Genomic DNA, 23,971 nt, shown 5'->3' with positions numbered 1-23,971 from the left:
CTCTGGTACAACAGCCGGTAGGTAAAAAAGGGAGAGGCACGATGACCGAAGCATTCCAGCTGGATCTGCACACATACCTAGGGCGCCTGGGTTACTCGTCGGCGCCGCCAGCGACGCTCGAAGTCCTGCGCGAGCTGCAGGCGCGGCACGCCGCCGAATTCCCCTTCGAAACCCTGGCCAGCATGCTGCGTGTGCCGGTGGAGGTCGAGCCCGCCGCGATCCAGGACAAGCTGCTGCGCCAGGGCCGTGGCGGTTACTGCTTCGAACTCAACCGTCTGTACCTGCTGCTGTTGCAGGCGCTGGGCTTCGACGCACGCGGGCTGACCGGCCGCGTGGTCATGGGCGGCCCGGAAGATGCCCTGTCGGCGCGCACCCATATGCTGGTGCTGGTGACCATTGATGGCGTGCGCTACATCAGCGACGTCGGCTTCGGCGGCATGGTGCCGACCGGCCCGCTGCTGCTCGACAGCGATGCGGAGCAGGCCACACCGCACGAGCCCTATCGCCTGACGTTGCTGGACAGCACCTACACCCTGCGCGCATTGGTGGCGGGTAGCTGGCGGGCGACGTACGTGTTCGATCTGCAGCAGGTAGCGGATATCGATTACGTGGTGGGCAACTGGTACGTGTGCACCCACCCGGATTCGCCCTTCCTTGGCCAGATGATCGCCGCCCGCACCGGGCCAGGCCTGCGCAAGACGTTGAACAACGGCAGCTTCGCCATCCACCGCCTGGGGCAGGCCAGTGAGCGGGTGCAGTTGCAGAGTGTCGATGAGGTGCTGAGGGTGTTGCAGGAGGAGTTTGGTATTCAGGTGCCGGAGCATCCTGAGCGGCGGGAAATCATCGAGCGGCTGATCTCGGGGGCCTAAAGGCAAGGCCACTGGTATTGCCACGTTCTTGCAGGAGGGGCTTCAGCCGCGACCCGAAGCCACCTAAATCCTGTAGGAGCGGCTTCCGCCGCGAAAACCTTTCAACCAACCGAGATTGCTGACGGAACGCACTCGGTGAAGGATTCTTACTTGGGCAAAACTGAACGAGCTGCTTTAAACGCCACTATCGGCGTTTCCGCTTGATGCTGTGAGACCCACCGCTCGCTACCAAGGCCGCCTGCTTGTCAGGCCGCATCGCGCCGGAGATGATGTGGGTCCAGTTGCCGTTTCCAGGGAAGGTTATCCATGCGTATGCCCGTGTCGCTCGCTCTGTGCCTGTCGCCGCTCTTCGCGGCTGCTGAAGGCACTCTCACTGCCACTGTCGTTCACGCCGACTTTTCCCAGGCCCCGGAGGCGCGCCTGCTGGTGCGCGTGCTGGACGAGGCTTTCGGCACGGATCAGGAGTCCATCGTCAGCAAATGCCCACTGGCCAGCGAGCCGGGCCAGCACCTGGCACCAGGCAGTTGCTTCGAAGTAAGTATCGACGAAGGCAACGGCCCGCAGCAGCCGATCTATCAGACCCTGCTGGCCAGACCGGAGCGCGCCAGCGACCCGATCTATCTTGAATTGGTCTATCGCACCCAGTTGCAGCCGCTCTACGACGACGTCTACAGCCGACCCACGGCACGCTTGCGGGTGGAGACCAATGGTTTCTACAACTGGAACCAGGAGATGCCCCAGGCTTTGCCGCAGAACGTGATGGCGCTGGGTGGAATCAGTGCGCTGGTATTGGGCGATGCCGATGCGCTGCTCAATGCAGCCTATCGCGAACGCCAGCGGCAGCTGTCGGACGAGGCGAGTACCGCACTGCGCCAGGCGCAGCGTAACTGGATCGCGATGCGTGATGCCGAATGCAAGCCCTACGGTGAGGAGCAGCCCTACTCGGTGTTCGGCGAATTCAGCTACGACTGCCTGGTGCGCCTGACGCTTGATCGTGCTCGCCAACTGGCAGTGGTGCGCGGTGATCAGAGTTGATCAGTACTCGCCTTTCATCGCGCCGCTGAGTCCGAACATCAACACCAGCAGATTAGCATCCGGCTTCACGGCTGGTTGCACCTGTTTGCGCAAGGGCGCGGTGGGGCAGGGCTCGGCCATGGCGCATTCGCGCGCTTCCAGCACGCGTGGGCCGGGTTCCTGCCAGGCAGCGGCGGCAATCGCCGTCACGCTGAGGGCCAGGCCGAGGAACAAACCTCGTGCTATTTCTAGTTTCATTTTGCTAACCCCTTGAAAGCGCTGCCAAACGCTGTTCGCTAAACCTAGATCACATATCGCCTGGTCGTCGCCTTATGCGACGAATGGTCATGGAAGCCTGGCTAGCACCCGCCGGGACTGTGTTGGGACACGGCCCTTGTCGGTTGGTTCAGAACGATGCAGGTAACGCCTAACGTAACCTTAAGTGCCGGTTATGACCCTTCTGTAACGACCGGCCCTGGCCACTTCTATCGCCTGCTGCCTTCTCGCTACTTGGCGCAAAGGGGCAGGGTAGAGCTACTTCCTGGTAGGGGTGAGGCAAATGGAGCGAGGTATTGCGAGTGGAACATTACCGACGCTGCGTCAGCGGTCGATTGATTAGGCAAGAGCTGTGCCGAAGCAGCCGCAATCGATCACGTCGGTCCGGTCCGCTGCGAAAGGGAGCGCTTGCGCAGGCTACGATAAATGACCTGATGTCGCTTTCTTCTTGGCACTACGGATTCGCTTTCTTCGGGCAATAAAAAACCCCGCGACTAGCGCGGGGTTCTCGTGCTGCGTGGGAGCCGGTCGGCTTACATCATGCCGCCCATGCCACCCATACCGCCCATGCCACCCATATCAGGCATGGCCGGGGCTTTGTCGTCAGCCGATTCGGCAACCATCGCCTCGGTGGTGATCATCAGACCGCCGATGGAGGCAGCAGCCTGCAGCGCCGAACGGGTGACCTTGGCCGGATCGAGAATACCCATCTCGATCATGTCGCCGTAGGTGTCGGTAGCGGCGTTGAAGCCGAAGTTGCCCGAACCCTGCTTGACCTTGTCGACCACTACGCTCGGCTCGCCGCCGGCGTTGGAAACGATCTGACGCAGCGGCGCTTCGACAGCGCGACGCAGCAGAGCGATACCGACGTTCTGGTCTTCGTTGTCGCCCTTCAGACCTTCGATGGCCTGCAGAGCACGCACCAGGGCTACACCACCGCCAGGTACCACGCCTTCTTCCACGGCAGCGCGGGTAGCGTGCAGGGCGTCTTCAACGCGGGCTTTCTTCTCTTTCATCTCGACTTCGGTGGCAGCGCCAACCTTGATCACGGCAACACCGCCAGCCAGCTTGGCCAGACGCTCTTGCAGCTTCTCTTTGTCGTAGTCGGAAGAAGTTTCTTCGACCTGCTTGCGGATCTGCGCAACGCGGGCTTCGATGTCGACCTGAGCACCAGCGCCATCGATGATGGTGGTGTTGTCCTTGTTCAGGACGACGCGCTTGGCGTTACCCAGGTGCTCCAGAGTGGCGCTTTCCAGGGACAGGCCAACTTCTTCGGAGATCACGGTGCCGCCGGTCAGGATGGCGATGTCCTGCAGCATGGCCTTGCGGCGGTCGCCGAAACCCGGAGCCTTGACGGCAGCGACCTTGACGATGCCGCGCATGTTGTTGACCACCAGGGTAGCCAGGGCTTCGCCTTCGACGTCTTCAGCCACGATCAGCAGCGGACGACCGGCCTTGGCAACGGCTTCCAGAACCGGCAGCAGTTCGCGGATGTTGCTGATTTTCTTGTCGACCAGCAGCAGCAGCGGGCTTTCCAGCTCGGCAACCATGGTGTCCGGCTTGTTGATGAAGTACGGCGACAGGTAGCCGCGGTCGAACTGCATGCCTTCTACGACGGACAGTTCGTTTTCCAGGCCCGAGCCTTCTTCAACGGTGATGACGCCTTCCTTGCCAACCTTGTCCATGGCTTCGGCGATGATGTCACCGATGGAGCTGTCGGAGTTGGCGGAGATGGTGCCTACCTGAGCGATGGCCTTGGAGTCGGCGCACGGCTTGGCCAGGTCTTTGAGCTGAGCAACGATGGCGGTGGTGGCCTTGTCGATGCCGCGCTTGAGGTCCATCGGGTTCATGCCGGCAGCGACGGACTTCAGGCCTTCGTTGACGATGGCTTGAGCCAGAACGGTAGCGGTGGTGGTGCCGTCACCGGCAGCATCGTTGGCCTTGGAGGCAACGTCTTTCACCAGCTGGGCGCCCATGTTTTCGAAGGCGTCTTTCAGTTCGATTTCCTTGGCAACCGATACACCGTCTTTGGTGATGGTCGGGGCGCCGAAGGATTTGGCCAGAACCACGTTACGACCTTTCGGGCCGAGGGTGGCTTTGACGGCGTCGGCCAGTACGTTGACGCCAACGAGCATTTTCTTGCGAGCGGAATCGCCAAACTTGACTTCTTTAGCAGCCATGTTGATCAGTCCTCAAATTCTTGAAGGTTAAACGGAGATTCGTGGAATCAGGCTTCGACGACAGCGAGGATTTCGTTCTCGCCCATTACCAGCAGGTCTTCGCCGTCGACTTTGACGGTGTTGCTGCCGGAGTAAGGGCCGAATACCACCTTGTCACCGACCTTGACGGCCAGCGGACGGACTTCGCCGTTATCCAGAACCTTACCGGTACCGACGGCAACGACTTCACCCTGGTTCGGCTTCTCGGCGGCCGAACCCGGCAGCACGATGCCGCCTGCGGTTTTGGTCTCTTCTTCGCTGCGACGGATCACGACGCGGTCATGCAGAGGACGAAGCTTCATTGTCGATCTCTCCTAACAATTGAATGGCCAACTTGCCGACTCTTGATTGGTCAGCGGGTTTGTAAAATCCGGCGAGGCCGGGTGCGGCGCGCTGGGCGCACCGCGAAAGTTGGACTGCCTCAGTGGGCAGGTACCTTGCGGTGACTGCTACATGTGGGCGGGCAATAGCATTTCAAGGGGGCTGACGTAAATTTTTTACATGCGCCCGGCAGGGCGACGGAGGCGGGCACCATGGCGTGGTGCCCGGCGTGAGGCAGGTCAGTCGCGGCGCTCGTACTCGCCTTCGAGAACATTTGGACGGGTTTGCCCGGAGCGGGCTGCCTGGTCGTCAAAGAAGGCACGCTGACGCAGGGCCTGCTCCTCGGCGCGGCGGCGAATCTTGCCGACCAGCAGGCGCCGGGTGAAGGGAATCAGGCAGAACACGCCGAAGATGTCACTGATGAAACCCGGCAGCAGCAGCAGGCCGCCGCCGACGGCGATCAGCAGGCCTTCGAGCATTTCCTGCTCGGGCAGCTCACCGCGCGCGAGTCGTTCCCGGGCGCGCCAGGCAGTGGCGACGCCGGCGACGCGCAGCAGGATACTGCCGAGCACTGCGGTGCCGATGATCAGCAGCAGCGTAGGCACTACACCGATGGCGCTGCCGACCTTGATCAGCAGGGCCAGCTCGATGATCGGGAACAGCAGGAAGAGAAACAGAAACGCGCGCATGAGTCGAAATGTCCTTGGCGGAAGACAGGCTTCCCGTACGGTTTAAATATGGCGTTCTGCGCTTAATTCAAGCTGAAGATGCACCATCGGTCGGCCAGCGCTCGGCGCGAGCCAGCATCACCAGGGCTTCACGCACCTGGCCAGGGTTGTTGCAGGATGTTGGAAAGGCCAGCCAGTGCAGGCTCTGGCCGATGCGCAGGTGGAAACCTTCGGGGTCGATGGCGGCCATCTGTGCCGGCTCATGTTTGGGCAGGCCGGCCAGTTCGACATAGTGGGCGATGGCCTTGGCGTGATCTTCGTTCATGTGCTCGACCATGCTCGCTTCGCTGCCATCGGCCGCGAACGGGTTGGCCAGGGTCACCTGATCGAGCCAGTGGATGGCGCCGAAGCCACCGATGAAGCGCCAGCGTACCGGCTCCAGACGCCAGAAATCGAAGTCGTGCGCCCGATGGTAGTCGCGTGACTGGGGAAAAAAGCGGTAGTAACGCTGGGCGGCCGCTTCGATTTCGCTTTCGTCACTCAATTGTCGTGCTTCGGCGAGCAAAGTGAGACGGCCGACCGCCTGCACATCTTCTGCGCCACGCTCGCCGACCAGCAGCGAGCATTTGGCGTCCTGCCCGAGATTATGGGTGTGCTGGGCGATGCGGCTGATCAGGATCAGCGGCCTGCCCTCGGCGTCCAGGCAGTAAGGCACCACTGATCCGAACGGGAAACCCGGCATGGCCTTGGAGTGGGTGCTGAGCACGCCACGGTATTCCTTGAGCAGCAATTCTCGTGCATGCTTGCCGGCTTTCACGCTCACCTTATGACTCCTCGCAGAAGATCCGTAAGGAACCTGTTCACGGTCAGCTGCGCGTCGGCGCTACTGCGTTAAAAACAGGCTCGGAATGCTCATTTACAACTCGTAAACTGCGCTTCCTCGCCTGTTTTTGCCTTGTATCGCTCTAGCTCGCAAGACCGTGAACAGATTCCTAATAAACGGACAGACGCCCTAGCATAGCGGTTTGCGGGCATCAGCGGGGTCGGTAAATGCTGCACCTTGAGGGGATAAAGCGATGCAACTGAAAGACAAAGTCATCATCATCACTGGCGGTTGCCAGGGACTGGGTCGCGCCATGGGTGAGTACCTGGCGGCCAAGGGCGCCAGGCTGGCGCTGGTCGATCTGAACCAGGAAAAACTCGACGAAGCCGTGGCTGCCTGCAAGGCCGCCGGTGGCGATGCCCGCGCCTACCTGTGCAACGTGGCCAATGAAGAGCAGGTCACGCACATGGTCGCCCAGGTGGCGGAGGGCTTCGGCGCCATCAACGGCCTGGTCAACAATGCCGGCATCCTCCGTGATGGCCTGACCATCCGCGTGAAGGATGGCGAGATGACCAAGATGAGCCTGGCGCAATGGCAGGCGGTGATCGACGTCAACCTGACCGGCGTGTTCCTCTGCACTCGCGAAGTCGCGGCGAAGATGATCGAGCTGAAGAACGAAGGCGCGATCGTCAACATTTCCTCGATCTCCCGTGCCGGCAACATGGGCCAGGCCAACTACTCCGCGGCCAAGGCAGGCGTCGCCGCCGATACCGTGGTTTGGGCCAAGGAGCTGGCACGTTACGGCATTCGCGTAGCGGGCGTGGCGCCAGGCTTCATCGAAACCGAGATGACCGCCAGCATGAAGCCGGAGGCACTGGAAAAGATGACTTCGGGCATTCCGCTCAAGCGCATGGGCAAGCCGGCCGAGATCGCTCATTCGGTGGCCTACATCCTGGAGAATGACTACTACACCGGTCGCATCCTGGAGCTGGACGGCGGCCTGCGTCTGTAATCGTCTGCGTCTAAACGCAAAACGCCCTGACTGGTTCGGGGCGTTTTTGTTTGAGCCGGTGCTGTGTATCGCGAATTCGTAGCCCGGATGCAATCCGGGAAAGGCCATATCCCGTCAACCCGCCCCGGATTGCATCCGGGCTACTTCTTAGTGTGTACGGGCGACAGCGAAGCGGCTCAGCTCGATCAGCGCGTCGCGGTACTCGCCGGCGGGCAGCACGTCCAGGCAGGCGATGGCGCGTTCGGCATAGTCGCGTGCGAGTTGTGCGGTGTAGTCCAGAGCGCCGGCTGCATCGACCGCGGCACGGATGCTTTCCAGATCTTCGATACCGCCTTTCTGAATGGCACGGCGCACCAGAGCAGCCTGCTCCTCGGTGCCTTCACGCATGGTGAAGATCAGCGGCAGGGTGGGCTTGCCCTCGGCGAGGTCGTCGCCGACGTTCTTGCCCAGGCTGGCAGCGTCGCCCTTGTAGTCGAGCAGATCGTCGACCAACTGGAAGGCGATGCCCAGATGGTCGCCGAAGGTGCGCAGGGCCTCGCGCTGCGCTTCGTCGGCGCCGGCCAGGGCTGCTGCTGCATGAGTAGAGGCCTCGAACAGCATCGCGGTCTTGCCGCGGATGACCTCCATATAGGTTTCTTCCGTGGTGCTGGCATCGCGCACCTTGGACAGCTGCAGCACTTCACCTTCGGCGATCACGCGGGTGGCGTGGGAGAGAATCTTCATCACCGGCATGGAGCCGAGCTCGACCATCATTTCGAACGAGCGTGAATAAAGGAAGTCGCCCACCAGCACGCTTGGTGCGTTGCCCCATTGGGCATTGGCGGTGCTGCGGCCACGGCGCATGTCGGACATGTCGACAACGTCGTCATGCAGCAGGGTGGCGGTGTGCAGGAATTCGATGGTGGCGGCCAGCAGGCGCAGGTCGTCGGCCTGGTAACCCAGAGCGCGGCCGCTGAGCAGTACCAGCAGTGGACGCAGGCGCTTGCCGCCAGCGGAAATGATATAGTCACCGATCTTTTCCACCAGCGGCACGCGGGAAACCACCTGTTGGCGAATGATGCCATCGACGGCGGTGAAATCGTCCGCTACCACGCGGTAGAAAGCCTGGGGTTGCATCGGCGACTAGTGCTCCTCTGAGGTTGCGCGGCATGCTAGGTGGCAGGGTAGGGGCTGTCAAGGCAAGCACGGGCGCCCCTTGCGTAGCGTTCGGCGCTTGCGTACAATCGCGCACCCTGAACTTCCCCCTGGGCATTTCCCTGCCTTACGCAATTGCAAGGGTGTCACTTCCGGCCCCAAGCAGCCATGCCAGCCAATAACGCCTTTTCTAAAGCGCTGGGTGAGCAGGATTAACGGAGATTTACCATGTACGCAGTAATTGTTACTGGTGGCAAGCAATACAAAGTCACCGAAGGCGAATTCCTCAAGATCGAGAAGCTCGAAGTCGCTACCGGCGAAGCCGTGACTTTCGATCGCGTTCTGCTGATCGGCAATGGCGACGACGTTCAGATCGGCGCTCCGGTCGTAGACGGGGCTAAAGTGGTTGCCGAAGTCGTTTCGCAAGGCCGTCACGACAAAGTGCGCATCATCAAGTTCCGCCGTCGTAAGCACCACATGAAGCGTCAGGGCCACCGTCAGTGGTTCACTGAGATCAAAATCACCGGTATCCAGGCCTGATTCGTCGGCCCCGATCCTTTATAGGAGTATTGACTCATGGCACACAAAAAAGCTGGCGGTTCTACCCGTAACGGCCGCGATTCCGAAAGTAAACGCCTTGGCGTGAAAATGTACGGTGGTCAGGTCATCAAGGCCGGCAACATCATCGTTCGTCAGCGCGGCACCGAGTTCCACCCGGGCTTCGGCGTGGGCATCGGCAAAGACCACACCCTGTTCGCCAAGATCGAAGGCGTGGTCAAGTTCGAAGTGAAGGGCGCTTTCGGCCGTCGCTACGTGAGCGTCGTTCAGGCCTAATCGTCTACGCGCTGGAAAAGCCCTGTCCGTAGGACGGGGCTTTTTTGTTTGTGTATCTTTGGTTCGCTTGCCAGATCCGCTAGTTCTGGATGATCCGGCAAGCGTTCCCCTAGCCCGCAGATGAGGCGGGAGGCATATCCATGAAATTTGTCGACGAAGTTTCGATTTTTGTAAAAGCCGGTGACGGCGGTAACGGCATGATGAGCTTCCGTCGCGAGAAGTTCATCGAGAAGGGTGGCCCCAACGGTGGCGACGGTGGCGACGGTGGCTCGGTGTTCCTTGAGGCCGACGAGAACCTCAATACCCTGATCGATTACCGCTACACCCGCAAATTCCACGCGCAGAATGGCGAGAAGGGCGGCAGCACCGACTGCACCGGCGCCAAGGGTGAAGACCTGATCCTGCCGGTGCCGGTCGGTACCACGGTGATCGACGTGGCCACCCAGGAAGTGATTGGTGACCTGGTCAAGGCCGGCCAGCGCCTGATGGTCGCCCAGGGCGGCTGGCACGGGCTGGGCAACACCCGCTTCAAGTCCAGTACCAACCGCGCGCCGCGCCAGACTACGCCAGGCAAGCCGGGCGATTCGCGTGATCTCAAGCTCGAGCTGAAGGTGCTGGCCGATGTCGGCCTGCTGGGCCTGCCCAATGCCGGCAAGAGCACCTTCATCCGCGCGGTGTCTGCGGCCAAGCCGAAGGTCGCCGATTATCCCTTCACCACCCTGGTGCCGAACCTGGGTGTGGTCAGCGTCGACCGCTTCAAGAGCTTCGTCGTCGCCGACATCCCGGGGCTGATCGAAGGCGCTTCGGACGGCGCCGGCCTGGGCATCCGCTTCCTCAAGCACCTGGCGCGCACCCGCCTGCTGCTGCATTTGGTGGACATGGCGCCGCTGGACGAGAGCGATCCGGCCGAGGCGGCTCAGGTGATCATCGATGAACTGGGCCGCTTCAGTCCGGCGCTGGCCGAGCGTGACCGCTGGCTGGTGCTGAACAAGATGGACCAGATTCCCGAGGACGAGCGCGAGGCGCGCAAGGCCGATATCGTCGCCCGCCTGAATTGGCAGGGGCCGGTTTACGTGGTGGCGGCCATCAGCCGTGACGGCACCGAGCGCATCACTCGCGACATCATGCATTACCTGGAGGTGCGAGCCGAGCGTATCGCCGAAGATCCGGTGTTCGCCGAGGAGCTGGCCGAGCTGGATCAACGCATCGAGGACGAGGCGCGTGCCCGTCTGCAGGCGCTGGATGACCAGCGTGCGCTGCGTAAATCCGGTGTGCGTAGCGTCGACGATATCGACGAAGACGACGACTTCTTCGATGAAGAAGACGACGACGGCCCGGAAATCATTTACGTCCGGGATTAAGCAAATTTCCAACGCCGCTTAATTGCGGCGTTTTTGTAGGTGGGGCGGAACCCATCGTTTTCTGGCTAAGGTTGGAAGATCATGCGTGACAAGGTGACCGGCGCACGGCGCTGGGTGGTGAAGATCGGCAGTGCGCTGCTGACCGCCGACGGGCGTGGCCTGGATCGTGCGGCCATGGCGGTGTGGGTCAAGCAGATGGTGGCGCTGCGTGAGCAGGGTGTCGAGCTGGTGCTGGTGTCCTCCGGCGCCGTGGCGGCTGGCATGAGCCGCCTGGGCTGGACCAGTCGACCTAGCGCGATGCACGAATTGCAGGCGGCCGCGGCCATTGGCCAGATGGTGCTGGTTCAGGCCTGGGAGTCGAGTTTTGCCGAGCACGGCCGGCGCACCGCGCAGATCCTCCTGACCCACGACGATCTCTCCGACCGCAAGCGCTACCTCAATGCGCGCAGCACCCTGCGCACCCTGGTCGACCTCGACGTGGTGCCGGTGATCAACGAGAACGATACCGTGGTTACCGATGAGATCCGCTTCGGCGACAACGACACTCTGGCCGCGCTGGTGGCCAATCTGGTGGAGGCCGACTTGCTGGTGATCCTCACCGATCGCGACGGCATGTACACCGCCGACCCGCGACACAACCCCGATGCCGAGCTGATTTTCGAAGCCCGCGCCGACGACCCAGCACTGGATGCCGTGGCCGGCGGCGTGGGTGGTGCGTTGGGCCGTGGCGGCATGCAGACCAAGCTACGCGCTTCGCGCCTGGCGGCACGTTCCGGCGCGCACACCGTCATCGTTGGCGGTGCCATCGAGCAGGTGCTGGCGCGGCTCAAGGCCGGCGAACGCCTGGGCACGATGCTGGCTCCCGAGCGTGGCCTGCTGGCGGCGCGCAAGCAATGGCTGGCCGGCCACCTGCAGACCCGCGGCACCCTGGTGCTCGACGCCGGTGCGGTGAAGGCGCTGAGCCAGGACCGCAAGAGCCTGCTACCAGTGGGCGTGAAGGCGGTGCAGGGCAGTTTCCGCCGTGGCGAAATGGTGGTTTGCGTTGCCCCGGACGGCCGCGAAGTGGCGCGTGGCCTGGTCAACTACAGCGCGCTGGAAGCGCAGAAGATTATCGGCAAGCCTTCCGATGCCATTGAGGGGCTGCTGGGATACGTGGATGAACCAGAGCTGGTGCATCGGGATAACCTGATTCTGGTTTGAAGAAAGGAGAGTGCGATGCGCCTGTTCAAGGGATGTGTACTGGGCCTGCTGATGTTGCCCGGCCTGGCTCTGGCCGAGACCATCGGCGAAGTGTCCACGGTGTTCAAGTGGGTCGGTCCGAACGACAAGATCGTCGTCGAGGCCTTCGATGATCCCAAGGTGGCGGGCGTGACCTGCTACCTGTCGCGCGCCAAGACCGGTGGTGTGAAAGGTGGTCTTGGACTGGCCGAGGATCGCGCCGAAGCGTCCATCGCCTGCCGCCAGGTCGGGCCCATTGAATTCAAGGGCAAGCTCAAGGATGGCGAGGAAGTGTTCAAGGAGCGCACCTCGCTGGTGTTCAAGACCATGCAGGTGGTGCGCTTCTTCGACACCAAGCGCAATACGCTGGTGTATCTGGTCTACAGCGACCGGGTGATCGAAGGCAGCCCGCAGAACGCGGTGACGGCCATTCCGATCCTGCCCTGGGGCCAGTAGAGCGAAGGGAGCAGGGATTGTGGGAGCGGACTTGCCCGCGAATAGGATCAGCAGAGAAAATCGCGGACAAGTCCGCTCCCACAGCATTAATGTTCCCCCGCATTAAGGCGCCATCTGCACCGACTGAGTCCGGCAGCGATGCCGCATAAAAAAACCGCCCCGAGGGGCGGTTTCTTCATACCCGCTGATCAGCTAGGTATATCCAGTTGCAGGCGCTTGTTCGATTGCGTCTGCACTTCATGGTAGCGCTCGGCATCCTTGGACAGGACATCGGCCATGGCTGGGAAGATCTCGTCCAGCTTGGTGCGCCAGCCTTCGCTCTTGGCCTGCTCGGGGAAGCAGCGGCGAATCAGGTCGAGCATGATCGACACGGTCACCGAGGCGCCCGGCGAGGCGCCGAGCAGGGCGGCGATGGTGCCGTCCGCAGCCGCCACCAGTTCGGTACCGAACTGCAGGATGCCGCCGTTCTTGGCGTCCTTCTTGATGATCTGCACGCGCTGGCCAGCCACTTCCAGGCGCCAGTCTTCGGCCTTGGCCTCCGGATAGAAGCCGCGCAGGGTGTTCAGGCGCTGTTCCTCGGACTGCATCACTTCCTTGATCAGGTAGCGGGTCAGGTCCATGTTGTCGCGCGCCACCGCCAGCATCGGGCCGAGGTTGTTGGGGCGTACCGACAGCGGTAGGTCGAGGAACGAGCCGTGCTTGAGGAACTTGGTGGTGAAGCCGGCGTAAGGGCCGAACAGCAGGGACTTCTTGCCGTCCACCACGCGAGTGTCGAGGTGCGGTACCGACATGGGTGGCGAGCCCACGGCGGCCTGGCTGTAGACCTTGGCCTGGTGCTGCTTGACGATTTCCGGGTTGTCGCAACGCAGCCACTGGCCACTGACCGGGAAGCCGCCGAAGCCTTTGCCCTCTGGGATGCCCGACAGTTGCAGCAACGGCAGTGCGCCGCCGCCGGCACCGAGGAAGACGAACTTGCTCTTGAGCTTGCGCGTGGCGCCGGAGCGGGTGTCCTTGATGTCCACCAGCCAGCCTTCGCCGTCGCGCCTGAGGTCGGTGACCTTCTGGTTGCAGGTGACCGTGGCGCTCGGCTGCTTGGTCAGGTAGGCGAGCATCTGCTCGGTGACCGCGCCGAAGTTGACGTCGGTACCGGCCTGTACGCGGGTCATCGCCAGCGGCTCGCTGGTGTCACGGCCCGGGATCAGCAGAGGTGCCCATTCGGCGATGGTGGCGCGATCCTCGGTGAATTCCATTTCGGTGAAGGCGTGATGCTGACGCAGTGCCTCGAACCGCTTCTTGAGGAAGGCGATACCGCTGTTGCCGCGTACGAAACTCATGTGCGGAACCGGATTGATGAAGGTCTTCGGCGCGTTGATCGCACCCTTCTCGATCAGGTAGGCCCAGAACTGCTTGGTCTCTTCGAACTGGGCATTGATGTTCACCGACTTCTTGATGTCGATGCTGCCATCTGCGCCTTCCGGGGTGTAGTTCAGCTCGCACAGTGCGGCGTGCCCCGTGCCGGCGTTGTTCCAGGGGTTGGAGCTTTCCACCGCGCCGGACTCGCGCAGCTCCACCACTTCCAGGGTGATGCCGGGGTTGAGTTCCTTGAGCAGCACGCCCAGGGTCGCGCTCATGATGCCAGCGCCAACCAGCACCACATCTACGCTTTGGTAATCGTTATGCGCCATTAACCTCTCTCCAAGAAAAACTGCACCAGATGGACGGCCGTTCGGCCTTTAAGGGCTAGACCGGCAGACTCAGGCGTGATGCCCTGTCGTTCGGCGGGGAGGGTCAAGGCTGGGATTTGCGGACGCAAAACTGTTCATCTGTTCGCCACACTCTTGTGAAGTTTGTAAAAACCGTTTTTTCACGCTCTTTTGGAGCGGTGAACCTCAAAAGCTCGACTGCCTCGGCGCGCTTTTTGCCCGTGCAAACATGCGATGCATGGCTGCCATTGGCTCTGCATATGGGCTAAAAAGCGGCTGGCCTGACTTGGCAGCTCGAAGTGGGCGACTCTCTGGGGCGGGGCGATGACGTTGCATCGGCGAGGTCGTGCGGCCCGATCAGGAGACGTCCTTATAATCGGGGCGCGATTATAACGGTGAATGAGGGGAAATTGGTTGCCCCTGCGTGACTTTTATTCTTCCGCCGGTCAGGCTGCCAACGGGCGAGCGGCGCGTGCGTGCGTGACGACCGGCGTGATGCGGGCGCTGCCAGGCAGGGGAGCGCCTAGCCAGGTGATACTCGGTTCATGCACTTCGACCCAGCCTGCCTGGCCCGGATGCTCGTGCATTTGGCGCAGGGCACGGCAAAGCCCCTGAGCGTCGATCAGGGCAAAGTGGCGCACCGGACGGGAGCGGTTGAACAGGCGGCGCAACAACATGGCGAAGGCTCCAGCGTGGTGACATCTGCTTTATGCCAGGAGGCGGTGACAGGCTGATGACAGGAACCGCGATGGCCCGCTGGCAGTCTTATCCTGCACTACTGTCGGCCCCAGGCCGCGCTGGGTATACTGCCGGCCACTTTTACCTCACTCGGAGAGATGAGCATGCTGCACCGTGCGTTGATCGCCTTGCTCGCTGCCACCAGCCTGACGCTGGCCGGTTGCGCCCTCAGCCCTCAGCAACTCACCCCGCAACCCAAGCTGACCAGCTCGCTGACTCCGGTGGGGCAAGGGCAGCCAGTGGTGGTGCGCGTGGTCGACGGTCGTCCGTCGCCAGTGCTTGGCACCCGCGGTGGCCTGTACCCGGAAACCAGCTCGATCAGCGTCAGCGGTGATGCCGTGCTGCCCAAGCTGCAGGCCGAGGCCGAGGCGGCCGTGCGTCTGCTGGGCTTCACCCCGTCGCCCAACGCCTATAACGCGCCGCAACTGACCATTACCCTGGCGGAACTGAAGTACCAGTCGCCGAAAGAGGGCATGTATGTCACAGAGGCGGATATCACCGCTTCGATCCGCGCTGACGTACAAGGCGGCAGCCGCCGTTACACCGGCCGTTACGGTGCTTCGCTGAACCAGCGTTTTGGTAGCGCGCCGAACCAGCAGACCAACAGCAAGCTGGTAGGTGATGTGCTCAGCGATGCGCTGACCCGCGCCTTCAAGGACCCGACCATTGGCCAGGTCCTGCTGCAGTAGTACGCTGCGTCGTTACGAAAAACGCCCCGCATTGCGGGGCGTTTTCATTTGTCTCGGGTTTTCACGCCGCCTCGGCATACAACTCCGGCAGGCTCATACCGGTGCGGTTGTCGATGTCCGGCAGGTCGTAATGTTCATGGCCGCCGAGGGCGCAGTACACCAGCCAGTGCTGGTCCTGCACGTTGAAAGAGAGTTCGTCGACCACGGCGTCCACTTCATCCAGCGAGTCGATCAGATAATCGCGATCCAGCGGTTGTGAATTGAGCATGACGGGTCCTCCACGGACATTGAGGTTTAGCTCCAGCACAGTCGTGACTGTTTGGTCACTCTGGGAGATACAAACCCTAGGCCAGGCATATGACAGTTTTCAGACGATTTCGGGATAGCGGGCTGCGTTCGTCGGAAACGAACTTCATAAAAGGGGGACTTCAGTACACTGCGCGGCGACTTTTTCGGGGCTGAAGCAGTGTTGTTTTCAGCTGATATCCCATTTTGGTGCGGCGGCGTGTTCACTGCACCATGCTGTTCTTGAGGTGTTGCATGTCGCTGCAGGTGTTGTGGTCGCTGTTTATCGCTCATCCGGCCGGGGCGGTGAATTCGCTGGCATTGTTTTTTGCCGTGGCCGGTGGCTGGCTGTGCCTGATGACCCGCCTGCGTGAGCAGCGCGGCATGGCACGCGTGCTGGCCCAAGGCGAACTGGAGGAAAGCGAAGTGCAGGATGAGCGCCCCCTGCGCATCAACGGATTTTTCTATCGTTTCGGTGCCGTCTGCCTGGGAGCGGCTCTGCTGTTGTCCTGGTTCAGCACGCGTCTCTGATCCCTGAGCGATAAACGAAAACGGCAGCCATTGGGCTGCCGTTTTCGCTTATATCGGTGCACTTACAGCGGCAGGCCAGCCTTGATTCGATACTGGTTTCGTACCGGGTTGGCGTACTGCAGGATCAGGAACGGCTTTTCTTCGGCGCTGCAGGCGGCCAGGCGCTTCTGCCACTCGGCTTCGGCCTTGGCCAGTTCTGCGGCCGGGAACAACTCGCTTGCCGCCGGCACGTTCAGCTCTGCCTCGCGACCTTCCCACATGGCGTAGGCCAGGTAGTGCACCGGGAACAGACGGTATTGGCCGAGAATGCGGCGGTCCAGCGCCTGCGCCAGCTGCTTGGTGTCCTCCAGGCCAGCTACCGGCGGGCCGAAGTGCAGGTGCACACGGCCCTTGTAGCCGGTGATACCCAGGGCGATGCTGGCGTCGTCCTCGCCTGGCGCCTTGGTGTAGCCACCGGTGGCGGCGCGTACGCTCAGCTCGCGGGCCTTGGCCAGGTCGCAGGGGTCGTATTCGTAGCTGATCGACACGGGAATCAGGTTCAGCGAGTCGATCACTTCGGCGAACGGCTCGTCCTTGCGACTCATGTGGAACATCTTGAGGATGGCAGAATCGGTGCGGTCATCACCGTCCTTGGCCCGGCCTTCGGCCTGGGCGATCCAAATCGATTCGCCGTCTTCGCGGATCGAGTGATTGATATAGGCGGAGAGCAACTGATAAGCCGCCAGCTTCTCGCGTCGGCCGCTGATCGAGCGATGCACGATGAAGCTCTTGTTCAGGCGCATCAGATCGCTGACGAAGGGGCGTTGCAGCAGGTTATCGCCAATGGCGATACGCGGCGTCTGCAGGCCGGCATGGTAGACGGCGTAGTTGACGAAGGCCGGGTCCATGACGATGTCGCGGTGATTGGCCAGATACAGATAGGGTTTGCCTGGCTGCAGGTGCTCCAGGCCGGAGTAGCTGATGCCGTCGCTGGCGTGTTCGATGGTGCGATCGATGTATGGCTCGATCTTTTCCTGCAGGCCGGCCACCGAGTCGATGCTGGCAAACTCACCGCGCAGGCGTGCAGCGATCAGCGGCTTGAGCAGCCAGCCGAATGGCCCGGCCAGTCGCGGGAAGCGAAAACGGGTGAGGGTACCGAGAAACGCCGGATCGGCGAGCAGGCGCTCCAGTACGGGGCGCACTTCTGTATCGGCATAGGGTCGGATGGCATCGAATGCGCCCATCATGCTCTCTTGTGACGGCTAAGGTGGAAAAGGTTTCTGCTTGAACAGGGTGAGCAGTAGACCGGCGATTATAGCGCCAAGTCACAGCCAATCCGTGAAGTGGCAGGCTCGGGTTTTCGGAGGGTAGCGGGAGCGCGAGTCTTGGAAGAGCCAGGGGCAGAGACTACGGGCTTGCAGCACCGAGTCAGGTCTGGGTGATGAGCATCTACGGCATGGGCGGAGAGGCTCCCAGCTTTCAAGTTTCTTGAAAGCTGGGACGGATAGCGCTGTGTTGCGCTATCAGCTCAGCAAGTCAGTAGTTTTTCAGCTTGCGCGTTTCCCACATTCTCGCATAACGGGTTCGGTAGATAGGCTGATTGGCAAAGGTTGGCAAATTCGTAGGGCCATAGTTTTGTACAACCTTGATTATCTCACCATCGTTCGCCTTTTCCGAAAGTTCAAATTTTATTGCGCGAATAACTTCCTGCGTTACACAGGTATGGTCGACAACCCGCCTGATTTTACGATCGCCTTGTTTTACCGAAACAAGAACGGAGCCGTCAGGGCGCGGCTTTGCGGAAACGACGCAATCGCAGGCCAGTGGTTCAGTTGCGTTTTCTGCGGACATAGACATTTAAGTTCCCTCAATGGATGTTAAATGACTGAGCAAACAGAAAATTAGTGAATGACAAATAGCATGCAAGCGCAGGCGATGAACGGCGCTAATTGCTATTGTTATGATTGCATTTCTGTATAAGTTGTTTGTACTTTTAGCTGCATTGGTATAGTTGCTGTAAAGCGTTTCTGCTGTGTTGTGACGTGAATCAAAAAACGCTGGCTATGCTGATCAAGACAGTGTCTTTTGCCGTCACTGCATCAACGCTCAAGGAGGCCATAAGGTGTTGGAAAGCGAGGTGTATGACTGCCCTTATTGCGGCGAGCCGGCCGAGGCGTTGCTCGATCTGTCGGGTGGTGATCAGTCCTATATCGAAGACTGCCCGGTGTGCTGTCGGCCGATTCAGTTCGAGCTACGAACCGACGGGGTCGAATGGCAGCTGGATGTGCGCGCGGAGAACGACTGATGCAACGAATCTACGAGCCGGAAAATCTGCTGGAAGGGCAGATGCTGGTGGACATGCTGGCCAGCGAAGGTATCGAGGCGCACCTGCTGGGGCAGCATCTGGTTGGTGCGGTGGGGGAGTTGCCGGCATGCGGCCTGCTCGGCATGGTTGTCGCCGACTCCGAGGCGGAACGGGCGCGAACGCTGATCGCTGAGTACAATGCCGCGCAACCTGTGCCTGGCGATGAGCCAGAGTCTTTCCAGGGTGTGTTGCTCTGTTGACGCGCCCCCTGTCTGTCGAGTCGTTTCATGTGTGGACGTTACGCCCTGTTTCGCTGGTCGCCCGCTTTTGTGGCGCTGCCCGGTTTCCCTGCTGATCAGAAGCCGCACTGGAACCTGGCGCCCAATGGCCAGGTGTTGCTGCTGCGCGCCGGCGAGAGCGGGCCGCAGGCGGCAACAGCGCGCTGGGGATTGACGCCGGCCTGGCTCAAGGACTTGTCCAAGACGCCAGCCCATGCACGCGCCGAAACCCTTGCCGAGCAACCGATGTTTCGCGAGCCCTTTCGTCTGCGTCGCGGCCTGCTGCCGGCCAACGGTTTCTATGAGTGGCGCGGTGCGACACGCAAGCGACCGTACTGGATGACCAATGGCGATTCGCTGATGTATTTCGCAGCGTTGTGGGAGCTATATCCGGTCGGCGGGCATGAATACCTGAGCGTGGCGTTGATCACTCAGGAAGCTGCGACACTGCGCCGGCCATTGATTCTCGGCGAGCATGAGCAGGCCCTGTGGCTGAGCAACGCTACGCCGCCCGAGCAGTTGGCGGCGCTGCTGGCCAAACCGCAGACAGCGTTGCGCGAGCGGGCGCTGGCAACGTTGGTCAACGATCCGAAGCTGGACGCGCCGGAGTGCCTGACTCCGGCTTGAGTTCCGCCTGGCGGCGTTGCGCTGCCGCTTACACCTTGAATTGGTTGATCAGGCGCCGCTGCTGTTCGGCCAGTTTGGTCAGCTGGGCGCTGGCCTGGCTGGCTTCGTCGGCGCCGCCTGCCACCTCGTTGGCGACCTGGCCGATGTTGGTGACGTTGCGGTTGATGTCTTCGGCCACCGCGCTTTGCTCCTCGGCAGCGCTGGCGATCTGCGTGTTCATGTCGTTGATCACCGACACCGCCTGAGTGATCGACTCCAGCGATTGCGCGGCCTGGTTGGCATGTTCCACGCTGTCGTCGGTCTTGCTCTGGCTCTGTTCCATCACCTTGACCACTTCGCGGGTGCCCTGCTGCAGCTGCGCGATCATGCTCTGGATCTCTTCGGTGGCCTGCTGGGTCTTCTGCGCCAGATTGCGCACCTCATCGGCGACCACGGCAAAACCGCGGCCCTGCTCGCCAGCGCGTGCGGCCTCGATGGCCGCGTTGAGCGCCAGCAGGTTGGTCTGCTCGGCGATGCCACGAATGGCGACGAGGATGGCGTTGATGTTCTCGCTGTCCTTGGCCAGGTTCTGCACCACGCCCACGGCGCGACCGATCTCGCTGGCGAGTACGGCGATGGCCGCCGAGGTTTCCTGAACCACCTGTTTGCCCTGGTTGGCTGCGCGGTCGGCGTGGTTGGCCGCTTCGGCGGCATGGGTGGCGTTGCGTGCAACGTCCTGGGCGGTGGCGGTCATCTCATGCACTGCGGTGGCCACCAGTTCGATCTCCGCCAGTTGCTTTTGCACGCCCTGGTTGGTGCGGATGGCTATGTCGGCGGTGTGTTCGGAGGAATCACTGACCTGCTGCACCGAGGTCACCACGGACGCGATCATGCTTTGCAGTTTGGCCAGGAAGGCGTTGAAGCCCGCCGCGATCTGTCCCAGTTCGTCCTTGCGATCGACCTGCAGGCGTACGGTGAGATCGCCGTCGCCCTTGGCGATATCGTCGAGCATGCCGACCATCTGCCGCAGCGGGCGGGCGATGCCATAACCTACGAACCAGATCACCAGCAGGCCCAGGCCGGCGATCAGCAGGCCGACCAGGGTCATGCCCAGGGTGTCGCCATCGCGCTGCGCGGCCATATCAGCCTGCAATTGGTACAGGTCCGCCAGCACTGCCTTCTGCGGCAGTACCAGCATCAGCACCCAGCGCGTATCGCTCTGGCCGATGTTGAAGCTGAGAAACAGCTCGATATGACTGTGTTCCGGATCCTCCTGGGCATCAATGGAGTAGAGAGGTTGGCCCGGCTGCAACTTGCCGAGGTTGCTCACCTCGTTGGCGTCGAGCAGCACGGTGGCGGGCTCGCCGAGTTTGTCCGGGGCCTTGGTGGCGGCGACCAGGCGACCATTGCTGGCGATCAGTGCCATCTCACCGGCGCCGTCGTAGAGCTGAGCGTCGGCCTTGACCAACAGATCCTGGATGAAATTGACCGCCAGATCTGCGCCAGCGATACCGCGGAATTCCCCGTTGACCAGAATGGGTGATGTGAAAGAGGCGAGCATGGTCATCTTGCCGCCGACATCGTAGGGCGCCGGGTCGATCACGCAGGGGCGTTTGCGCTCCTTGGGGCACAGGTAGTACTCACCCGCGCGTACGCCGGTTGGCAGCAGTTCCTCGCTTTCGGTCGAGCCGATGGCGTCTATGCCCAGGCTGCCATCGGCATTGCGATACCACCACGGCAGGAAGCGTCCGGTGCCGTCGTAACCGTTTTCCTTGCTGCCGGCGTAGATGTCGTCGCTGGCGTCGAAGGCGTTCGGCTCCCAACCCAGATAGCTGCCAAGCAGTTTCGGATTCTGCGCCGTGGTTTCACGCACCAGGTTGGCCAGCTCCTCGCGGCTGATACTGAGCGAAGGGCTGCCGTTATCGTCGGTCACGCCAAGCATGGCGTTGACCCGAGCCAGGTCGGCGGTTATCTGCAGAGGGGCTTCCAGTTCACGTTGAATTTCGCTGACCTGTGCTTGCGCCAGCGCGTACAAACGCTGTTCGATGATCTGCTCCAGCAGCGTTTGGGTGCGTTGCTGAACCAGGTTCTGGGTTCGTCCGCTGGCGAACAGGGCGTAGAGCACCAGGGCTGCTACCACCGCGAGCACACTGGCACCAGCGAGAAAGGCCACGGAAAACTGGATCGATTTGAACTTCATGGGAGCTCCCGGATGCAGAACGCACCTTCCACAGCCTATCGGCTGTGCCAGATCAAGCTTGATGGGATGATGCTAACCAACAGGCTGGTGTTGTATTCAGCAAAGATGGCGCGCGGCCATCGCGCAAGTGGCGCGGTTGCTCGCATTGCGGGTGCGGCCTAGCATAGTGCGTCCGATTCAAGGAGGTAGCTCGATGAGCAAGGTTCTTTATCTGAGCGGCGTAGCGGCGGCGCTGCTGCTAAGCGGTTGTCAGGCAGTCAACACCACCAGCGGTGGTGCGGTTGGCGTAGAGCGCAAGCAGTACATGTTCAGCATGCTGTCAGCCGATGAAGTCAATCAGATGTATGCACAGTCCTATCAGCAGACGCTGAGCGAGGCCTCGAGCAAGGGCGTTCTGGACAAGACCAGCGCCAATGCCAAGCGCTTGCAGACTGTCGCCGGGCGGCTGATTCCGCAGGCGCCGCGGTTTCGTCCGGACGCCGCCAACTGGCAGTGGGAAGTCAACCTGATCAAGAGCCCGGAGCTCAATGCCAACTGTGGCCCGGGCGGCAAGATCATTTTCTACAGCGGCATCATCGAGCAGCTCAAGCTGACCGATGACGAGATCGCCGCGATCATGGGCCACGAGATGGCACATGCGCTGCGCGAGCACAGCCGTGAGGCGATGTCCAAGGCGTACGGAATTCAGGTCGCCAGGCAGGGCGCGGGCGCCTTGCTGGGGCTCGGCGAGAGCAGCATGGCGCTGGCCGATACCGTGGTGCAGTACAGCCTGACGCTGCCCAACAGTCGCGGTAACGAGAACGAGGCCGACCTGATCGGTCTGGAGCTGGCGGCCCGAGCAGGCTACAACCCGAACGCAGCCATCAGCCTGTGGCAGAAAATGGAGGCAGCCGGTGGCGGCGCGCCGCCCGAATTCATGAGCACTCACCCGTCGTCCAGCAGCCGTATCGCTTCGCTGCAGGCGGCGATTCCCAAGGTGATGCCACTTTACGAGCAGGCCAAGGCCGGGCGTTGAGTCCCGCGGCAGGGAAAAGCGGCGCGGCCTGAGCATCAGGGCGCGCCGCTGTTGTTTTCAGGGCAGGGCGGTTTCGGCGAGTGGGCGGGTTTGCAGGCCCAACTGAGCGCGGAAGCTTTCCATGTCGAACATGGTGCAGATTTCCTGGATCTCGTTGCCGGGCGTCAGCCTCCAGAAGGCCATGGCCGAAATGCTCAGCACCTTGTCACTGGGCGGGTAGCCCAGGGCGGGTTTCTGAATGGTGCCGATCAGCGTGCTCCAGGTCATCACCTTGTAGCCTTCGGCGATGCATTCCTCGACCAGCACCTGCAAATCCGGCATGGCGTGGCGGATGTCCTGCACCATGCGCGAGAAGCCGGTGCTGTCGAGCGAGCGGCCAATGAACGAGCTTTTATAGAGAAAATCACTGCTGTGCAGTTGTTCGGCCAGTGCCAGGCGACCCTTGTTCCAGACCAGGTCGATATGCTGGTGCACCACTTTCTTGCGATCATCCAATGACATGTCACCCTCCTGTCTGCGCTACGCGCCACGTGGTGTGGCGCGTACTTTAGCAGCAGGCAGGAGGGGGCTGGAATTGGCCGAAATGCCAGTTTGCTGGCGCCAGGTATGCGTCAGATAAGTCCGCTCAGCTTCATCGCCTGGTAGCCGGCATAGACCGCCAACGCTGCGAAGGCACAGGCTGCCAGCCGGCGAATCAAGGTCAGCGGCAAGCGCTCGGCAGCGAAGTTACCCGCCAGCACGACCGGCACGTTGGCCAGTAGCATACCCAGTGTGGTGCCAATCACCACGAGGAGGAAATGCGGGTACTGCGCTGCCAGCATGACGGTGGCGACCTGGGTTTTATCGCCCATCTCGGCAAGGAAGAAGGCGATCAGGGTGGTGAGGAAGGGGCCGTATTTTTTCAGGCCGGACTCTTCATCCTCATCCAGTTTGTCCGGTACCAGAGTCCAGGCTGCCACGGCGACGAAACTGGCGGCCAGGATCCAGCTGAGCGTGGCGGGCGAGAAGAGCCCAGCGACCCAGTTACCGACGGCGCCTGCGGCGAAATGGTTAGCCAGAGTGGCGACGACCATGCCCCAGATGATCGGCCAAGGCCGGCGAAAACGTGCGGCCAGCAGCAGGGCGAGCAACTGAGTCTTGTCGCCGATTTCGGCGAGGGCAACGATCAGGGTGGGGACGAACAGCGATTCCAGCATCAGGTTTCCTAACGGGGGCGGGTGACACGGCTTATGACACGAACGACCTACCCGCCCCGGGTGAGGTTGTGCGCGTCATAGGTCTTGTCAAACCGCAGGCCTCTCTGTGAAGGCCTTGGGTCGCATGCGCCATGCTCTGCGGAGCAAGTGTGTTGACGCATGCCGGGCGAGCAGGGCGCTCGCGGGAGACTACTCCCCTAGGACGGGCGCCATTGTGCCCAAGCGTTGCGTTGTCGGCAAC

The 23,971-nt window shown here is 61.7% G+C and carries 28 protein-coding genes and 1 riboswitch; of the genes, 14 read left to right on the top strand and 14 right to left on the bottom strand.

The features are described from left to right. The first annotated feature begins 41 nt into the window (after nucleotides 1–41). Together B3P22_RS14845 and B3P22_RS14840 are read left to right on the top strand one after the other, a co-directional pair. Nucleotides 42–869, top strand: a complete 828-nt coding sequence (locus B3P22_RS14845; protein WP_296271491.1) for an arylamine N-acetyltransferase family protein — start codon at nucleotides 42–44, stop codon at nucleotides 867–869. Between the two features lie 306 nt (nucleotides 870–1,175). Next, nucleotides 1,176–1,904: a lysozyme inhibitor LprI family protein gene (locus B3P22_RS14840; RefSeq protein WP_296271490.1), complete on the top strand. Its 729-nt coding sequence runs from the start codon at nucleotides 1,176–1,178 to the stop codon at nucleotides 1,902–1,904. Here the strand turns inward: B3P22_RS14840 and B3P22_RS14835 are convergent, their stop codons facing one another. The 5 genes from B3P22_RS14835 to B3P22_RS14815 form a co-directional block, all read right to left on the bottom strand. Then, entirely contained in the window at nucleotides 1,905–2,141 is a 237-nt protein-coding gene (locus B3P22_RS14835; RefSeq protein WP_197855409.1) for a hypothetical protein, read from the bottom strand. Nucleotides 2,142–2,692: 551 nt separating this feature from the next. Then, nucleotides 2,693–4,339 carry a chaperonin GroEL gene (groL, locus tag B3P22_RS14830; protein WP_197855407.1) on the bottom strand — a complete coding sequence of 549 codons (1,647 nt, stop codon included), beginning with the start codon at nucleotides 4,337–4,339 and terminating at the stop codon, nucleotides 2,693–2,695. A 47-nt stretch (nucleotides 4,340–4,386) separates the two neighbouring features. Further along, nucleotides 4,387–4,680 carry a co-chaperone GroES gene (locus tag B3P22_RS14825; protein ID WP_017675400.1) on the bottom strand — a complete coding sequence of 98 codons (294 nt, stop codon included), beginning with the start codon at nucleotides 4,678–4,680 and terminating at the stop codon, nucleotides 4,387–4,389. 258 nt (nucleotides 4,681–4,938) lie between these two features. Further along, nucleotides 4,939–5,388, bottom strand: a complete 450-nt coding sequence (locus B3P22_RS14820) for an FxsA family protein (RefSeq protein ID WP_296271489.1) — start codon at nucleotides 5,386–5,388, stop codon at nucleotides 4,939–4,941. Nucleotides 5,389–5,455: 67 nt separating this feature from the next. Continuing rightward, nucleotides 5,456–6,190, bottom strand: coding sequence for a HugZ family protein (locus B3P22_RS14815; protein WP_296271488.1), 735 nt, complete (start codon nucleotides 6,188–6,190; stop codon nucleotides 5,456–5,458). 253 nt (nucleotides 6,191–6,443) lie between these two features. Here B3P22_RS14815 and B3P22_RS14810 point away from each other — a divergent pair, with 253 nt between their 5' ends. Further along, entirely contained in the window at nucleotides 6,444–7,202 is a 759-nt protein-coding gene (locus tag B3P22_RS14810; protein WP_296271487.1) for an SDR family oxidoreductase, read from the top strand. Nucleotides 7,203–7,349: 147 nt separating this feature from the next. Here B3P22_RS14810 and B3P22_RS14805 read toward each other — a convergent pair whose 3' ends face one another. Beyond that, the gene (locus tag B3P22_RS14805; protein ID WP_296271486.1) at nucleotides 7,350–8,318 is read right to left on the bottom strand and encodes a polyprenyl synthetase family protein; all 969 of its coding nucleotides are present in this window, start codon (nucleotides 8,316–8,318) and stop codon (nucleotides 7,350–7,352) included. Nucleotides 8,319–8,564: 246 nt separating this feature from the next. On the opposite strand from B3P22_RS14805, the gene rplU reads away from it, so the two are divergent. The 5 genes from rplU (at nucleotide 8,565) to B3P22_RS14780 (ending at nucleotide 12,205) form a co-directional block, all read left to right on the top strand. Then, a complete protein-coding gene (gene rplU, locus B3P22_RS14800; RefSeq protein ID WP_004424548.1) occupies nucleotides 8,565–8,876 on the top strand; it encodes a 50S ribosomal protein L21 in 312 nt (103 codons plus the stop codon). 36 nt (nucleotides 8,877–8,912) lie between these two features. Beyond that, nucleotides 8,913–9,170, top strand: coding sequence for a 50S ribosomal protein L27 (rpmA, locus tag B3P22_RS14795; RefSeq protein WP_013717060.1), 258 nt, complete (start codon nucleotides 8,913–8,915; stop codon nucleotides 9,168–9,170). Between the two features lie 140 nt (nucleotides 9,171–9,310). Then, complete coding sequence (gene cgtA / locus B3P22_RS14790) at nucleotides 9,311–10,531, top strand: Obg family GTPase CgtA (protein WP_197855402.1); 1,221 nt, start codon at nucleotides 9,311–9,313, stop codon at nucleotides 10,529–10,531. Between the two features lie 81 nt (nucleotides 10,532–10,612). Beyond that, nucleotides 10,613–11,731: a glutamate 5-kinase gene (gene proB, locus B3P22_RS14785; protein WP_296271485.1), complete on the top strand. Its 1,119-nt coding sequence runs from the start codon at nucleotides 10,613–10,615 to the stop codon at nucleotides 11,729–11,731. A gap of 15 nt (nucleotides 11,732–11,746) precedes the next feature. Further along, nucleotides 11,747–12,205: a CreA family protein gene (locus B3P22_RS14780; RefSeq protein WP_296271484.1), complete on the top strand. Its 459-nt coding sequence runs from the start codon at nucleotides 11,747–11,749 to the stop codon at nucleotides 12,203–12,205. Nucleotides 12,206–12,393: 188 nt separating this feature from the next. On the opposite strand, the gene mqo is transcribed toward B3P22_RS14780, so the two are convergent. Beyond that, the gene (gene mqo / locus B3P22_RS14775) at nucleotides 12,394–13,890 is read right to left on the bottom strand and encodes a malate dehydrogenase (quinone) (RefSeq protein ID WP_296271483.1); all 1,497 of its coding nucleotides are present in this window, start codon (nucleotides 13,888–13,890) and stop codon (nucleotides 12,394–12,396) included. A gap of 464 nt (nucleotides 13,891–14,354) precedes the next feature. After that, nucleotides 14,355–14,585 (bottom strand): hypothetical protein, encoded by a 231-nt coding sequence (locus B3P22_RS14770; RefSeq protein WP_197855398.1) that lies wholly within the window; start codon nucleotides 14,583–14,585, stop codon nucleotides 14,355–14,357. A gap of 165 nt (nucleotides 14,586–14,750) precedes the next feature. Here B3P22_RS14770 and B3P22_RS14765 point away from each other — a divergent pair, with 165 nt between their 5' ends. Next, nucleotides 14,751–15,335 carry a YajG family lipoprotein gene (locus B3P22_RS14765; protein WP_197855397.1) on the top strand — a complete coding sequence of 195 codons (585 nt, stop codon included), beginning with the start codon at nucleotides 14,751–14,753 and terminating at the stop codon, nucleotides 15,333–15,335. Nucleotides 15,336–15,396: 61 nt separating this feature from the next. Here B3P22_RS14765 and B3P22_RS14760 read toward each other — a convergent pair whose 3' ends face one another. Then, nucleotides 15,397–15,603, bottom strand: coding sequence for a hypothetical protein (locus B3P22_RS14760; RefSeq protein ID WP_296271482.1), 207 nt, complete (start codon nucleotides 15,601–15,603; stop codon nucleotides 15,397–15,399). A gap of 272 nt (nucleotides 15,604–15,875) precedes the next feature. Here B3P22_RS14760 and B3P22_RS14755 point away from each other — a divergent pair, with 272 nt between their 5' ends. Then, nucleotides 15,876–16,151, top strand: a complete 276-nt coding sequence (locus tag B3P22_RS14755) for a hypothetical protein (RefSeq protein WP_296271481.1) — start codon at nucleotides 15,876–15,878, stop codon at nucleotides 16,149–16,151. Nucleotides 16,152–16,213: 62 nt separating this feature from the next. Here the strand turns inward: B3P22_RS14755 and B3P22_RS14750 are convergent, their stop codons facing one another. Both B3P22_RS14750 and B3P22_RS14745 read right to left on the bottom strand, forming a co-directional pair. Further along, complete coding sequence (locus tag B3P22_RS14750) at nucleotides 16,214–17,377, bottom strand: 1-acyl-sn-glycerol-3-phosphate acyltransferase (RefSeq protein WP_296271480.1); 1,164 nt, start codon at nucleotides 17,375–17,377, stop codon at nucleotides 16,214–16,216. Nucleotides 17,378–17,666: 289 nt separating this feature from the next. Continuing rightward, the gene (locus tag B3P22_RS14745; protein ID WP_296271479.1) at nucleotides 17,667–17,987 is read right to left on the bottom strand and encodes a hypothetical protein; all 321 of its coding nucleotides are present in this window, start codon (nucleotides 17,985–17,987) and stop codon (nucleotides 17,667–17,669) included. Between the two features lie 265 nt (nucleotides 17,988–18,252). On the opposite strand from B3P22_RS14745, the gene B3P22_RS14740 reads away from it, so the two are divergent. From B3P22_RS14740 to B3P22_RS14730, 3 genes are read left to right on the top strand one after another with little or no spacing between them, the layout of a single operon-like run. After that, a complete protein-coding gene (locus B3P22_RS14740) occupies nucleotides 18,253–18,435 on the top strand; it encodes a CPXCG motif-containing cysteine-rich protein (protein ID WP_296271478.1) in 183 nt (60 codons plus the stop codon). Further along, nucleotides 18,435–18,695: a putative signal transducing protein gene (locus tag B3P22_RS14735; RefSeq protein WP_197855391.1), complete on the top strand. Its 261-nt coding sequence runs from the start codon at nucleotides 18,435–18,437 to the stop codon at nucleotides 18,693–18,695. The genes B3P22_RS14740 and B3P22_RS14735 overlap by 1 nt, the downstream gene beginning before the upstream one ends. A gap of 27 nt (nucleotides 18,696–18,722) precedes the next feature. After that, a complete protein-coding gene (locus B3P22_RS14730) occupies nucleotides 18,723–19,340 on the top strand; it encodes an SOS response-associated peptidase (RefSeq protein WP_296271477.1) in 618 nt (205 codons plus the stop codon). 28 nt (nucleotides 19,341–19,368) lie between these two features. On the opposite strand, the gene B3P22_RS14725 is transcribed toward B3P22_RS14730, so the two are convergent. Continuing rightward, the gene (locus B3P22_RS14725) at nucleotides 19,369–21,519 is read right to left on the bottom strand and encodes a methyl-accepting chemotaxis protein (protein WP_296271476.1); all 2,151 of its coding nucleotides are present in this window, start codon (nucleotides 21,517–21,519) and stop codon (nucleotides 19,369–19,371) included. 193 nt (nucleotides 21,520–21,712) lie between these two features. On the opposite strand from B3P22_RS14725, the gene B3P22_RS14720 reads away from it, so the two are divergent. Next, nucleotides 21,713–22,534, top strand: coding sequence for a M48 family metallopeptidase (locus B3P22_RS14720; protein ID WP_296271475.1), 822 nt, complete (start codon nucleotides 21,713–21,715; stop codon nucleotides 22,532–22,534). Between the two features lie 57 nt (nucleotides 22,535–22,591). Here the strand turns inward: B3P22_RS14720 and B3P22_RS14715 are convergent, their stop codons facing one another. Further along, a complete protein-coding gene (locus B3P22_RS14715) occupies nucleotides 22,592–23,035 on the bottom strand; it encodes a ketosteroid isomerase-related protein (RefSeq protein WP_197855387.1) in 444 nt (147 codons plus the stop codon). Nucleotides 23,036–23,145: 110 nt separating this feature from the next. Continuing rightward, a complete protein-coding gene (locus B3P22_RS14710; protein ID WP_197855614.1) occupies nucleotides 23,146–23,727 on the bottom strand; it encodes a TMEM165/GDT1 family protein in 582 nt (193 codons plus the stop codon). Nucleotides 23,728–23,819: 92 nt separating this feature from the next. Next, a riboswitch (yybP-ykoY riboswitch) is annotated at nucleotides 23,820–23,940 on the bottom strand. Nucleotides 23,941–23,971 lie beyond the last annotated feature (31 nt).

The organism is Pseudomonas sp. UBA6323 (assembly GCF_002439135.1).
Classification (GTDB): Bacteria; Pseudomonadota; Gammaproteobacteria; order Pseudomonadales; family Pseudomonadaceae; genus Aquipseudomonas.
This window is presented reverse-complemented; position numbering and strand designations above follow the sequence as displayed.